Here is a 13,753-nt window from a genome sequence, read left to right as displayed (position 1 = left end):
ACCTTACACACTTTTTCGGACACTACCGAATTAAATCGTATAAAAACAAACATCACAGCATGGGTACTCATGCTGTGATGTGAAAAATGTATTTTTGTCCAATAAGTGTAACGCTTATTTAGGACGAGACAAATCGACGATAATCGACCGTAATCGACTAGCGGGTTGTCGCGTGTATTATCTTTGTGTGTCGGCCTCTCGGTGGAGAGTGTGGGAGCCCTTACTGCATTCGTTTGATGATGCTGTAAGCCTTGTATAGCCCCAAACCTCCTGCTGTGCTCATGTCTCTGTGCCCAACTTCGGCATTACCGATGGCGTAATAACAGAGGGCTCTATTGAAGTAGGATGCCGAAAAATCTTTGTCCAAAGCGATGGCTTTGGTGAAGTAGTCGATGGCTTCTTTATATGCGCCCGTCATATAGTAGATACAACCCAGATTGTACAGGATAAAAGGAGTGTCAGGATACTGAGCATCGAGAAGTTTTAGTTGTTCGATAGCATTATTGGAGAGCTGTTTGAGACGTGCGGATGACGCCAAAGCCAAAGGATTTTTCGATGGATCTAAAGCAGGTCGAGCAGTCGAAGAGGCTCTATTATCAGAAGCTTCCTTTGTCGCCTTATTTACTTCCAATGTATACAGGTACATAAGTACCGTAGCATACTGAAACCTGGAGAGAGGTGCAATGTCAGACGATGTGTCGATGATACGCGAGAGAGCTTCGGATGCACCTTGGTAATCTCTCAGTGTGGAGAGATCCATAGCCCTCGCAAAGAGGTCGGTATCGGAATTTGTCTCAAGTGCTGTCGCAACCCTCCTCTGATGCTCTGCGATGATGTTCTCGGAAAGGAGAGGGAGCTGACGGATAAAACGGAGTGAGTATTTTACGTGGGGATTGCCCCAAGTGTTTTTGTACTCGTTGGTCTCGATCTTGCCTTTGGACTCTGTCTCATAATAAGAGAGAATGTACATAGGTTCGGCTTCTACCCTACCCTTACGATCTTGTACTCGCCCACGGATACCTTCATCGTCTTGGTAGAGGTCACTGTATCCGTGTTTACTACCATCATAAACAAGCATTCGGAACTTATGGATGTTTTTGTCCTCTTCTTCTCTAGTGGCTTTTGTCTCAGGATCATCGTTGGGATCTTTGGATTTGTTTACGCCCTTTTGTTGGAACTGCCTACGTGTCTTGGGATCGTTCATGAGTTGAGATGCGTAGTGCATATCGATGTCCGCACCCCTATTGTTTCCCGTATAGCGATGTACTGAAGCTCGTTGGAGGTAGGCAGGGACAAATGTGGGATAACGATCGATAATGACATCCAAGTCGAGCTTAGCCTGTCTGTAATCTCCCAAATCAGTGGAGAGAAGAGCCCTATTGTAACGAGCAAGGGTATTGTTGGGCTCATACCTCAGAAGGACATTGAAGTCCTCAACGGCACCTTGTAATTCCCCAACACGGGTACGAAGCAAAGCTCTGTTGTAACGAGCCAAGAGATTGGCAGGCTTGAGATCAAGAGCCGTGGAGTAATCAGCCATAGCCCCCCTCAGGTTGTTCATCTGAAAGCGAACAATACCTCGAAGAGCATAGAGATCAGTGGCTTCGGTATCGTAATCCAAGGCTCTATCAAGATACTCCAAAGCCTTGCGGTAGTCTTGCTTCGCATAAGCGACCCTTGCCAAGGATTTGTAAGGAGCATCGGAGGTGGGATTGAGTTCTAATCCCTTCTGAAAAAGCGTTGTCGCAGTGATAGTGTCTCTCTGTGACAAAGCCAATGAACCCTCTATGAGATATGTGGGTGCATACTGCGGATAGAAGCGTTTGAGACGATCAAGGGCTTCGTGAGCCTGAGCAGTATCTCCTTTTTCGATATGCAAAAGTGAGATGTTATGCAAAGCTCCTTGATCATCAGGGTTGTTGTACAAGACAGCTTTATAGTCGGACATCGCAAGGCTATCCTTACCTAAAGTCTGGCGAGCAAGGGCCCTGAGAAAATAAGCCCGGTAAATATATGGGTTGCGCTCCAAACAAGAGGTACAGTCTGCCTCCGTACCGTAAAGGTCTCCGAGACTGTACTTGGCGACACCACGATAGAAATAGGGTTCGGCTTTTTCGGGATTATAACGAATAGCCGTATTGAAGTATTGAATGGCCAAAACGTAATCCTTGAACGATATGGCATTCTGACCGATAATCATGACACGATCTGTGTCAATCTGCGCCGAGACCTCTTCAGAAAGCCCGAAGCATGCAAAAAGCATGATGAACAGATGACAAAGAACTCGTTTCATGACTTCTGGGATATTGGATTTATCTTTTTATGACCGTGCGGTAGTGAGTGTTCACCTTACCTTGAGAGATCTTCTGAAGTTTGGACTTGATCATCTGTTTGCGCATAGGAGATATCCTATCTGTAAAGAGGGTCTGCTCGATGTGGTCAAACTCGTGCTGAAAGACCCTTGCCGCAAACCCTTCAAGTTCGAGTTTCTGTGGGATAAAAGCTTCGTCCACATATTCGACTGTTATCTTTGTCGGACGAGACACCTTTTCCTGAATGCCGGGAATGCTAAGACACCCCTCACTGAGAGAAACAGTTTCGTCGTTATGATCGGTGATCTTTGGATTGATGAAGACCTTCTTGAAATCTTTACACTCCGGGTAGTCTTCGGCAAGCACATCAGCATCGATGACCATAAGACGTATGGCTTTACCAATCTGAGGAGCTGCAAGACCGATACCTTCGGCATCGTACATGGTTTCGTACATATCCGCAATGAGTTTTTTGAGATCAGGATAATTACTGTCAAGCTCAGCGGTCTCTTCTCTGAGCACAGGATGGCCGTATAGATAGATAGGTAGTTTCATTACTTATGATTTTTATGCCGTTCTTCTGTTTATTTATAATCTGAAAGACGTATTGTCGATGTACTCCATATAATCTCGGAGAATGATGACGGCACTTATTTCGTCGACAAGTCCTTTTTCTCTTCTCTTGTGTTGCTTGAGCCCGGCATCGATCATCGCACGTTGGGCCATCACGGAAGTGTAACGCTCATCATAACGAACGATCTCCAAATCCGGAAGCAACTTCTTGATCCTGTTGATCACAGGATTGATGTACTTGACACTCTCGGAGTCTTGATAGTTGGCCTGCTTGGGCTCGCCGATGATGACTTTCTCGACCTCCTCTTCCGAACAATACTTGACCAACCACTCAGGGATCTGATGCGTAGGCAGGTAGCCCAGCCCACCAGGCACAATCTTCATAATGTCGGTAGCTGCGATCCCCGTACGTTTTCGCCCGATATCGAGTGCCACAAGTCGTCCCATTTACTTGTTTTTGAGACGTTCCGAGAGTTCGAGCATTGTCTTACCCGTGACAGGATCAACCAACTCGGGGGCAATTTCGGCCAAAAGGTCGACGACAAACGCACGGGTACGGAATTCACGATGAGGGATAATGAGTTCTTCATCACTATAAATCATACTTCCACAAAGGATAATGTCGATATCCATCGTGCGATCATAATGCGTACCTCCGTGAGACTTATGAGTTCGCCCAAGCTCCCACTCGATCTTCTGGGTCTCTCGAAGTATCTCCTTAGGACTCAGATTACTCTGAACCTCTATAACCTGATTACTGAATGTATTGACCGAATCAAACCCTACAGGCTCAGTAGAGATGACCGCTGATTCTTTTGTGATCTCGCCTACATGTCTGGAGATGGCTTCCCTCGCAAAGGAGAGGTAGTGCTGCGTATCTCCTATGTTAGAGCCTAGACCAAGGTAATAAGTTCGCATTGTCGAAGACTTTCCCATGTCACAATCTCATATTAAAGGATCAACATTGCATCACCATAGGCTCCGAAACGGTAGCCTTCCTTTACAGCAATTTCATAAGCATTCATCACGTGCTCATATCCTCCAAGAGCAGCTGTCATCATGAGGAGTGAAGAGTACGGCATGTGAAAGTTGGTCACCATCGCCGCTTTTGCACGAAACTCATAAGGCGGGAAGATAAAACGACTTGTCCATCCCTCATACTGTTTGATGAAGCCGTCAGTGCTTATGCAGGTTTCAAGCGCCTTGAGCACAGATGTGCCGACAGCACACATACGCCCACCACGAGCAAGAGCCTCATTGACGGAGTCACAACAACGCTTGTCCACATTCATAAGTTCGGAGCCCATCTTGTACTTCGTGAGATCATCCACATCTATATCTCTGTAAGCAGTGAGACCTGTGTGTAAAGTCAGATAACCAAAACGACAGTCTTGGATTTCCAAACGCTTCATCAACTCACGACTGAAGTGAAGCCCCGCAGCCGGTGCAACGACAGCCCCCTCGACCTCGGCAAAGATCGTCTGATAGCGTTCTTCATCCTCCGGCTCCGGGTCTCTTTGTATATACTTTGGCAGGGGCGTATGTCCGAGAGCAAAGAGAGCTTGCTTGAACTCCTCATGTGTTCCATCATAAAGGAAGCGTAGTGTACGGCCACGAGATGTCGTATTGTCTATAACCTCTGCTACCAAAGACTCATCCTCTCCGAAGAAGAGTTTATTCCCAATTCTTATCTTACGAGCAGGATCGACAAGGACATCCCAAAGGAGCTGTTCAGCCTTCAGTTCACGAAGAAGGAAGACCTCGATCTTTGCATTGGTCTTCTCCTTGTTGCCATAAAGACGAGCGGGAAAGACCTTTGTGTTGTTGAACACGAAAACATCATCCTTACCAAAGTACTCTGTGATTTCCTTAAATACTTTGTGTTCTATCTCCCCAGTTTTCGAATGTAATACCAAGAGCCTGGACTCATCTCTATACTTTGCCGGGTGCTGAGCAATGAGTTCCTCCGGTAGTTTGAAATTAAATTGAGAAAGTTTCATATCTATAATATCTTCATCTGTTCGTTGTTCAATATTTGTCTTTGTCTTCGCTCTCGGACAATACACGTTCGATCCACTCTGGGACTTCCTCCATCGTTATCAATGAATCCTCATCCACATCACCGGATCGGATCCGTCTCAAGGCAGTCAAATAGCCTCCACTGCCAAGCGCTTCTCCTATATCTCTCGCCAAGGCTCTGATATAAGTTCCTTTTCCACAGTCCACCTCTATCTCTATCTCGTCTTGAGCATACCGCAGGAGGCGGATATCTTGGATGCTTATCTCCTTGGCACGCAGTTCGACTTCTTTTCCCACTCTTGCCATCTCGTAGGCACGTTTACCATCGACCTTACACGCCGAAAATGTAGGAGGCACTTGCTGTATCGTACCCACAAAGGTCTGCAAGATCTTCTCCACCAACTCCCGAGTGATATGCTCAGTAGGGAAATACCTATCCACTTCCGTTTCCATATCATACGAAGGGGTTGTCGCCCCCAGTTTGATCGTCGTCCGATAGGTCTTATTGTGAGCTTGCAGAGTTTCTATCATCTTCGTCGACTTACCCGTACAGAGGACGACAACTCCTGTAGCCAAAGGGTCTAACGTTCCTGCATGTCCCACCTTCAACTTCTTGAGCTTCAACCTCCTTGTCAGCAAGTAACGCACCTTATTGACCACATCAAACGAAGTCCAGTGCAAAGGCTTCTCTATACCGACAATAAGTCCTTTGGAGAAGGGATTGTCCAGTCTCTTTTCATACTCGGCATGAGTATTTCTACGTTCTATATCTGTCATCAAAAAAGTTCACCAACTTATTTAGATCACTGCAAGATCTATGCCTAAGAGCAACATTGCAATGATGATACCACCCACGATGATACGGTAGACACCGAAGGCCTTGAAATCATGCTTACTCAGGTAAGCAACAAAAAAGCGTATGGCCATGAGACCGACGATGAACGACACCACATTACCAATGATAAGGGTATCCATGTTCTGAGAGAACACCTCCATCCCCCCTCTTTCCACATCTTGTAGGCCTTCAAAAGGGTTGCGCCAAACATGGTAGGCACAGCCAAGAAGAAGCTGAACTCCGCAGCCGCCTTTCGAGTCAGACCCTGTGTCATACCACCGACAATGGTGGACATCGAGCGAGACATCCCCGGAAGGAGGATTGCGATACACTGGAAGAGGCCTATCATAAAAGCATTGAGATAGGTTACCTCCGAACGTTCGTTACGTCGAATGAGACCATCGATGAATAACATAACAAAACCGCCGAGGATAAGGTTCACCGCAATAACCCATACCGACCCCAACATCCTGTCGATCCAATCGTTGAGCAAAAGACCGAAGATAACCGCGGGCACGACACCCACCACGAGTTTGAAGTAAAACCTGAATCGTGCCAATGTCCTACGCCATCCGGGGACATTGCCATGCCACATATCTGAAGGAAGGCTGAAGTTGACAAACCTCTTGAAGTACAACACCACGACTGAGAGTATCGCCCCGAACTGTATCATCACCGTAAATGACTTGACATACTCCGTGCTCTCCATCCCCATGAGGGACTGAGCGATGACCATATGCCCGGTGCTGGAGATCGGAAGGAACTCCGTCAATCCCTCAACGATAGCCAATATGATAGCCTCGACTACTGACATCTCCGGTGTTACTCTTTATTTTCGGTATTATCCCCTACCGCCTCTTTCTTCTTGCCTCTCCAAAGTATCGCCAATAGGATACCGGCATAGCCGAGTGTGCACAATATAGGAGCGACTGTGATACGTGTGAAAGAAAACACCTCCGGGTTGAAGCTCACCCCATCAGGCGAAGTTCCACCTGCCATAAGGATATATCCCAGCACGACCAAAAATATGGAGACAAGGAAGATATAGATGTTCGCCTTCTTGAAGGTGTATAACTTATATGATTTTTCTTGCATAGTCAGATACGGTATAGTTTGTTCATATCCATTCTCATGTACTTATTGACAGTCACGACAGCAGACCATACGGAGATGATCATACCGAAGAAGACGAGCACCCCTGCAAGGATGGCACCATTCTGCCAAGTCATCATTTCTCCCATCACAGGATAGAGAGACACGACATAATAAGCTCCCCAAACCAGCAACGCAAGGGCAATAAATGCCGCCACCAATCCGTTCCACATGTTTTGCATCACGAATGGTCTGCGGATAAATCCGGGCGTTGCTCCCACAAGTCTCATCGTATAGATGGAGAAGCGTCGTGCATAGATAAGCAGACGGATCGTATTGCTGATGAGGGTGAAGGAGACAAGGAGCAAAAGTCCCGCCACCACAATCATCACGAGGGTGATGATCCTTATATTATTATTGATCTCATCCAGCAAGTCCCTCTTATAGTTGACTCGTTGGACGAGGGTATGCTTTTCTAACTGTGTGATGAAAGCGTTTACAGCGTCTCTGTCCGACGAGACCTCGGACTTGAGGTGTAGTTCAAACGCAGGAGACATAGGATTCCACCCCAAAAACTCCTGAGGATCCTCTCCCAACTCTTTTGACACCTCCTTTAGAGCCTCATCCTTGGAGATGTATATCATATCCTTCACAGAGGCTTGTGCTTTGAGAAAAGCCTCAAGGCTCTTGACATCATTATCCGTAGCATTGGGTGACATGATCGCCGCCACCGTCATACTCTCTTGGACATAGGCCTTGAGCTCACGCCCCATAAGCCCTATCATCACCACCAATCCGAGCAAAAAAAGTACCATCGAGACACTCACTATGCCGGTGAGTCTCGAATGCCAAAAGCCCGGTTTATGTCTCTTCTCCCGTCGTCCCATCAGCTTCTTATCGTTACTATTTTAAGGATTATGGACTTTCACAAAGATACAAATAATAATTCTTGAGCAAGGCTCATCCTCTTCACAGCCTGCCTATACTTCCAGGTCGTATGACGGAGCATCGGACACATCAGCATTGAGCGACGATGTCATCGTGACGTGCTGAGCCTTGTTGTGTATAGGATGATCGAGAGCACTCGTAAACTTGATAAACTCTTGCTTGAACCTCAAGTAGACCGCCCCTGTAGGGCCGTTACGGTGCTTGGCTATGATGAACTGCCCCAAGCCTCTCAAGTCCCTGCCATCTTCCTTATCCTCCGTAATCCCATAGTACTCGGGTCTGTGGATGAAGCACACCATATCGGCATCCTGCTCGATCGCACCAGACTCACGAAGGTCGGAGAGCTGAGGGATCTTGCCGTCTCCACGATTCTCGACACTACGGTTGAGCTGAGAGAGGGCAATGATAGGGATATTGAGTTCCTTTGCAAGCTGCTTGAGCGAACGCGAGATCATACTCACCTCCTGCTCACGGTTCGTATTGGCACGCATACCACTGGCAGTCATCAACTGCAGGTAGTCGATGACGATCATCTTCACATCATGCTCACGTACGAGACGACGAGCCTTCGAACGCAAGTCAAAAATAGACAATCCTGCGTTGTCGTCGATGAACAGAGGAGCTTCATACAGAGGGTCAAGCCCCTCATTGAGCTGTCGAAGCTCCTCCTGATCGAGGTTACCACGCTTGATCTTATCGTTGGGGATCTCAGTGTGATTGACGATGAGACGCGTCATGATCTGTGTCTTACTCATTTCGAGGCTGAATATGGCCACAGGGATACCATAGTCCATCGCCATAGCCCTTGCCATGGAGAGGACAAAGGCGGTCTTACCCATCGCAGGACGTGCTGCGATGATGACGAGATCCGGACTCTGCCAGCCCGAAGTCATATCATCGATCTCACGGAAACCGGTATTGAGTCCGCTGATACCCTCCTTACGACTGCTTGCCTGCTCTATCTGCTTGAGTGCGTCGCCGATGAGGTGCTTCACGTGCTCCACCTCATCTTTGTCCGTACGTTGAGTGATCTCGAAGAGCTTACTCTCAGCATCCTGCATCGTATCCACGACATCGATACTCTCATCGAAAGCATTCTTGATCACCTCGTTGCCGAAGCTGATGAGCTCACGCTGCAAAGCCTTGTCGTACAAGATGCGGGCATGGGTCTCGAGATGGGCAGTACTGTTGATCTGCGTGGAGAGAAGGATGGGATAGTACTCACCACCCACCTCATGGAGGGTCTTATTCCTTTTGAGCTGTTCGATCACCGTCTGCACATCGACAGGACGTTCGAGGAGTGCGAGGTCTTGGATGGCCTCGAATATCAGTCTGTTCTTCGGTTCGTAAAAACAAGCAGGACGAAGGAGCTCACCCACAAGCGGATAAGCATCCTTTTCGATCATCAGCGCACCGAGGACGATCTCCTCAGTCTCTATACTATTAGGGGGGACACGAGTGGGTCTTACCGACTCCTCTCCCTCCTTTTTCTTGGTAAATTTCCTGCCTGTTGTTTCTGCCATGACTTAGTCTAATTTTAGGACAGCCAAGAATGCTTTTTGAGGCACCTCCACCGTACCTATCTGCTTCATACGCTTCTTACCCTCTTTCTGCTTTTCGAGGAGCTTACGCTTACGAGAGATGTCACCACCATAACACTTTGCCGTCACGTCCTTACGCACCGCCTTGATTGTCTCACGAGCGATGATCTTAGCACCGATGGCAGCTTGGATGGCGATGTCGAACTGCTGACGAGGGATAAGCTCCTTGAGCTTCTCACACATACGACGACCGAAAGTCACACTGTTATCTATGTGGGTCAATGTAGAGAGGGCATCGACAGGCTCACCATTAAGGAGGATATCGAGCTTCACGAGCTTGGACTCACGGAAATCATGTATAGTGTAGTCGAACGAAGCATAGCCCTTCGACACACTCTTGAGCTTGTCATAAAAATCAATAACAATCTCACCCAGAGGCAAGTCGTAAATGATCTCTATACGATTACCCCATATATAGTCTTGGCGCACGAGGACACCACGCTTACCGAGGCAAAGAGTCATGATAGGCCCGATGTAGGCTGTATCGGTGATGACCGAAGCACGGATGAAAGGCTCTTCGATCTTGTCGATCGTAGCCGGATCCGGGAGTCCCGAAGGGTTGTGCACCTCCGTCACCCCGCCCTTCTTGTCGTAGACGAGATAAGAAACGTTGGGGACAGTGGTGATGACATTCATATTATACTCTCTATCGAGACGCTCTTGGATGATCTCCATGTGAAGAAGCCCCAAGAAGCCACAACGGAATCCGAAGCCCAAGGCTGCGGAGCTCTCAGGTTGAAAGGTCAATGAAGCATCATTGAGTTGAAGTTTTTCGAGCGAAGCACGGAGATTCTCAAAGTCCTCACTCTCGATCGGATAGACCCCTGCAAAGACCATCGGCTTGACCTCCTCAAATCCCGAGATAGCCTCCTTGGCCCCACCTTTGACATGAGTAATGGTGTCCCCCACCTTGACCTCCTTTGAGGTCTTGATCCCTGAGATGATGTAACCCACATCACCCGTACGGATCTCTTTTCGAGGCATCATATCGAGCTGAAGCACACCGACCTCATCAGCTTCATATTCCTTTTCGGTTGCGATGAACTTCACATGATCACCTTTGCGGATGACCCCATTGACGACCTTGAAGTAAGCAATAATCCCTCTGAACGAGTTGAAGACAGAGTCGAAGATAAGACACTGAAGCGGAGCATCCGGATCCCCTTTGGGTGGATCTATACGCTCCACGATGGCACGGAGGATGTCCTGCACCCCCTCGCCCGTCTTACCGCTGGCACGGATCACTTCATCATGATCACAACCAAGGAGCTCGACGATCTCATCGGTCACTTCCTCAGGCATCGCGCTGGGGAGGTCGATCTTGTTGACGATAGGTATGATCTTGAGGTCATGATCGAGAGCCATATAGAGGTTTGAGATCGTCTGTGCCTGTATCCCCTGAGCGGCATCAACGATGAGGAGAGCCCCCTCGCACGCTGCAATAGAGCGGGACACCTCGTAAGAGAAGTCCACGTGCCCCGGAGTATCGATGAGGTTGAGGGTATATTCTTGCCCATCCAAGGTATAGTTCATCTGTATGGCATGACTCTTGATGGTGATACCACGCTCACGCTCGAGATCCATATTGTCCAGCACCTGATCCTTCAGAGCCTTTTGATCTACAGTCTTGGTCTCCTCCAACAGCCTATCTGCCAAGGTACTCTTACCGTGATCAATGTGTGCGATGATACAGAAGTTGCGAATATGCTTCATTTGGTCTATCGTATATAAATTTCCAGTCTGATCTTAACCCCTTGGCACGCTTCTATAAGCCTGCAACAGAGAGCAAGGGATTAAGGACAAAGGTACAAAAAAATATCATTTCCATCCCCAAGTCAAGACCTGACATTTCTTCCATTTCTGCACAACAGTATCTATCGGATGCGGGAGGCATTGGGTGTATAATCCCTATACTCTTCGATGACCTTCTGCCCCTTATTGAGTCGATATTTGAGGGAGATCTTGAAAGAGGGGCCGATGCTGAAGACCTTGGAGCGTTCAGCATGGTCAAGGAAGTATGAAGTGTATACATTGTCCCGCCTAAAGAGATCGTATGCCCCGAGGTAGAGTGTAAGATTGCGTTCTTTGAGGAAGGAATAGTACAGTTCGAGACTCCACTTCGTATTCCAAGAAGTCTCAAGCAGAGTAGAGGAATATCGCGGTTCGTAGGAGCCATAGAGAGTGACATTGACACGATCGGTCGGCGAGTAACTTACACTGGCATTGTAGCTATGTGACCAATAAGAGGCAGATCTACCAAGAGGAGGGACAAAGCCATGTTTGAAGTTGTACAACTTACGATGGGCACCTTCGGCCTGGAGTTGTCCCGTGAGCTTATCTCCCCAAAAGGAAAAGGGGAGGAGCGCATTCACAGCAAAATACTGTTGATCCGAAATGTTTTCAGTAGATTTTATCAAATACTCACCCTTCCTTGCGTACACACTACCTGTATTATCAGCCACAAAGGCATACATGAGATTGAGCTGTGCATACCCAAAGAAAGTACTATTGAATATCAGTCCGTAGCCATCGCAGGGCTTGAGGTCAGGATTGCCCGAGTAGTACATATAGTCACTGCTCTGTCGTAGTCCCGGGATCATCGTCTGGTACCTTGGTCGGATGATATTGGACACCAGCCCCGATGTAAAGCTATAATCGGAAAAGTCCCCATTGAGCAAGAGGGAGGGAAAGAGAGAGGTATAGTCCTTGGTTACAGGCTCTTCCCCGAAGGTGTACTGATAGTGTGTGGTCTCCATTCGGACACTACCTTTCAGCCCAAGGTGTCTGCTCAATCGATATTGAGCCTGCGCATAAAGAGCGGGGAGGATCTCAAAGCCTCCAAAATCTGACTGTCGTCCGTCTTGATAGACGGATTTGTCCCTGACACTGTTGTAGTCTACCTGTAGCCCATAGTGTAGTTTCCAGTCTCCGAAGGTAGAGTGTAGATTCACATAAAGAGTATTGAGGAAGCCGTCCATACGTACGTCCGAACGGTTGTATCGCTCTCCATCCAAACGGAAATAGTCTGCTTCTTGATAGACACCACCATACGAAAAGCCGTACCCTATATCCCCATTAAAGGCAAGATTGGCAGAGGGTATTTGGTACACGAGAGAAAAGTTGTAGAGGTCGCTATGCTCTTTTCTTTGGATTATCGACTTATTGAGGGAGGTATACCAATGCAGGGTCGGCTTGGCGAAGTCATAGTATATAAATGTATTGAAAGTCAAGCGATGACTACTTGGCAAAGTGTATAGAAGAGAAGCATTGTAAGTTATCACATTCGTTCTACCCCTCCGACCACCTTCCTGGATGATAGGAGCCCGATCGGCAAGGAGCAAGCTGTCGAGATAATCAGAATAAATTCTTTCGTTGGTATACGAAAGTGTGTTGTGAAACAACAACCGTCTGACCTTAGTCATGTAAAATAGATTGGCACCGATATCCTTGAGCCCATTTTTGAAAAACGAAGAATGAACTGAGGGCTGAAATGAGTAGCCGAGAGGGATATTGGGAGTGGTCTTGATGTCAATGACAGCTTCTGTGGTTGCTGAATATTGGCCCGAATTGACGGGTACAAGCTCCACCGAAGAGACGGCACCGGCTGGGAGGCTGGAGAGGAAAGCAGCAAGAGAACCGGCGGAAATAGTCTGCTTGACCCCATTGACATAGATCACGGCAGACTTACCGTTGAGGGAGTAGGCCCCTTCGCTCATCTTAAGAACCCCGGGTATCCTTGTCAATACTTGATCGGTTTGCAGATTGACTACATTTGGAATCCGAGAAATATTGACGATGATATTGCCATCACGTCTGGACAAAAACTCTTGCTTGATGACGACTTCATCCAGTTGTGTTGTCTTTGGGTTGAGGTAAACCTCCATGAAGGAGTCGGCAGAAGGACTTAGCTCCACAGGCTCATATGCCATGTGCGAAAAGGTAAGTCGTACCACTCGCATACCATTCAGGGGTTGGAGGGCAAAATGCCCTTGCGGATCGGAATATGCGCTCAAAGAATCAGACCGGCTATAAGCCGTAACCCGTACTTGGCTTATGGCCGAACGATCTGCTGTGTCCTTGATGGTACCTCTTATGATTTGGGCAGATAACATCTGGCTCATCAATAAGAATAGAAACCCCAATAAATGCGTCCTCATGGATAAATCTTATTTGTATCGGACTAAAAACTATCACAATTGCCGTGAATGTAGCATTTTTATTTTGATTCCAAATAGTTATCAATACTTTTCCTCTTCATCAAACACGCTCTGCCGATGGTTACCCCAAACGATGACTTCTGTCAGGCAACAGACAACACTACATCAGACGACAGAATGTTTTCTGTCAGGCATCGGAATACATTCTGTCGTGGG

11 protein-coding genes and 1 pseudogene are annotated in these 13,753 nt (G+C 47.6%); all 12 read right to left on the bottom strand.

Annotation, left to right across the window (positions count from 1 at the left end):
• Positions 1 to 220 precede the first annotated feature (220 nt).
• Positions 221 to 2,293 carry a tetratricopeptide repeat protein gene (locus tag EL262_RS00125; protein ID WP_036853913.1) on the bottom strand — a complete coding sequence of 691 codons (2,073 nt, stop codon included), beginning with the start codon at positions 2,291 to 2,293 and terminating at the stop codon, positions 221 to 223.
• 19 nt (positions 2,294 to 2,312) lie between these two features.
• On the bottom strand, positions 2,313 to 2,867 hold the full coding sequence (def, locus tag EL262_RS00120) for a peptide deformylase (protein WP_025839022.1): 555 nt from the start codon (positions 2,865 to 2,867) through the stop codon (positions 2,313 to 2,315).
• A 33-nt stretch (positions 2,868 to 2,900) separates the two neighbouring features.
• The gene (gene ruvX / locus EL262_RS00115; protein ID WP_025839023.1) at positions 2,901 to 3,332 is read right to left on the bottom strand and encodes a Holliday junction resolvase RuvX; all 432 of its coding nucleotides are present in this window, start codon (positions 3,330 to 3,332) and stop codon (positions 2,901 to 2,903) included.
• Positions 3,333 to 3,803 carry a 2-amino-4-hydroxy-6-hydroxymethyldihydropteridine diphosphokinase gene (folK, locus tag EL262_RS00110; RefSeq protein WP_025839026.1) on the bottom strand — a complete coding sequence of 157 codons (471 nt, stop codon included), beginning with the start codon at positions 3,801 to 3,803 and terminating at the stop codon, positions 3,333 to 3,335.
• A 32-nt stretch (positions 3,804 to 3,835) separates the two neighbouring features.
• Entirely contained in the window at positions 3,836 to 4,885 is a 1,050-nt protein-coding gene (gene queA / locus EL262_RS00105; RefSeq protein WP_025839028.1) for a tRNA preQ1(34) S-adenosylmethionine ribosyltransferase-isomerase QueA, read from the bottom strand.
• A 28-nt stretch (positions 4,886 to 4,913) separates the two neighbouring features.
• On the bottom strand, positions 4,914 to 5,681 hold the full coding sequence (gene truB, locus EL262_RS00100) for a tRNA pseudouridine(55) synthase TruB (protein WP_025839030.1): 768 nt from the start codon (positions 5,679 to 5,681) through the stop codon (positions 4,914 to 4,916).
• 21 nt (positions 5,682 to 5,702) lie between these two features.
• Positions 5,703 to 6,553: pseudogene (locus EL262_RS00095) on the bottom strand (undecaprenyl-diphosphate phosphatase).
• An 8-nt stretch (positions 6,554 to 6,561) separates the two neighbouring features.
• Positions 6,562 to 6,834, bottom strand: a complete 273-nt coding sequence (locus EL262_RS00090; protein WP_025839033.1) for a DUF3098 domain-containing protein — start codon at positions 6,832 to 6,834, stop codon at positions 6,562 to 6,564.
• A 2-nt stretch (positions 6,835 to 6,836) separates the two neighbouring features.
• Positions 6,837 to 7,718 (bottom strand): cell division protein FtsX, encoded by an 882-nt coding sequence (locus tag EL262_RS00085; protein ID WP_025839037.1) that lies wholly within the window; start codon positions 7,716 to 7,718, stop codon positions 6,837 to 6,839.
• A 93-nt stretch (positions 7,719 to 7,811) separates the two neighbouring features.
• Positions 7,812 to 9,302 carry a replicative DNA helicase gene (gene dnaB / locus EL262_RS00080; RefSeq protein ID WP_025839043.1) on the bottom strand — a complete coding sequence of 497 codons (1,491 nt, stop codon included), beginning with the start codon at positions 9,300 to 9,302 and terminating at the stop codon, positions 7,812 to 7,814.
• A 3-nt stretch (positions 9,303 to 9,305) separates the two neighbouring features.
• Positions 9,306 to 11,093 (bottom strand): translation elongation factor 4, encoded by a 1,788-nt coding sequence (lepA, locus tag EL262_RS00075; protein WP_025839045.1) that lies wholly within the window; start codon positions 11,091 to 11,093, stop codon positions 9,306 to 9,308.
• 161 nt (positions 11,094 to 11,254) lie between these two features.
• Positions 11,255 to 13,492 carry an outer membrane beta-barrel protein gene (locus EL262_RS00070; RefSeq protein ID WP_159100547.1) on the bottom strand — a complete coding sequence of 746 codons (2,238 nt, stop codon included), beginning with the start codon at positions 13,490 to 13,492 and terminating at the stop codon, positions 11,255 to 11,257.
• Positions 13,493 to 13,753: the final 261 nt, after the last annotated feature.

The sequence above is a fragment of the Porphyromonas cangingivalis genome, assembly GCF_900638305.1.
In the GTDB taxonomy this organism is placed as follows: Bacteria; Bacteroidota; Bacteroidia; order Bacteroidales; family Porphyromonadaceae; genus Porphyromonas_A; species Porphyromonas_A cangingivalis.
The sequence above is the reverse complement of the archived record's forward strand: the minus strand, read 5'-3'. Positions and strand labels throughout refer to the sequence as shown.

Coding starts and splice junctions, on each gene's coding strand:
- EL262_RS00125 (WP_036853913.1), bottom strand. CDS start 2,293: ATGAAACGAGTTCTTTGTCATCTGTTCATCATGCTTTTTGCATGCTTC.
- def (WP_025839022.1), bottom strand. CDS start 2,867: ATGAAACTACCTATCTATCTATACGGCCATCCTGTGCTCAGAGAAGAG.
- ruvX (WP_025839023.1), bottom strand. CDS start 3,332: ATGGGACGACTTGTGGCACTCGATATCGGGCGAAAACGTACGGGGATC.
- folK (WP_025839026.1), bottom strand. CDS start 3,803: ATGCGAACTTATTACCTTGGTCTAGGCTCTAACATAGGAGATACGCAG.
- queA (WP_025839028.1), bottom strand. CDS start 4,885: ATGAAACTTTCTCAATTTAATTTCAAACTACCGGAGGAACTCATTGCT.
- truB (WP_025839030.1), bottom strand. CDS start 5,681: ATGACAGATATAGAACGTAGAAATACTCATGCCGAGTATGAAAAGAGA.
- EL262_RS00090 (WP_025839033.1), bottom strand. CDS start 6,834: ATGCAAGAAAAATCATATAAGTTATACACCTTCAAGAAGGCGAACATC.
- EL262_RS00085 (WP_025839037.1), bottom strand. CDS start 7,718: ATGGGACGACGGGAGAAGAGACATAAACCGGGCTTTTGGCATTCGAGA.
- dnaB (WP_025839043.1), bottom strand. CDS start 9,302: ATGGCAGAAACAACAGGCAGGAAATTTACCAAGAAAAAGGAGGGAGAG.
- lepA (WP_025839045.1), bottom strand. CDS start 11,093: ATGAAGCATATTCGCAACTTCTGTATCATCGCACACATTGATCACGGT.
- EL262_RS00070 (WP_159100547.1), bottom strand. CDS start 13,492: ATGTTATCTGCCCAAATCATAAGAGGTACCATCAAGGACACAGCAGAT.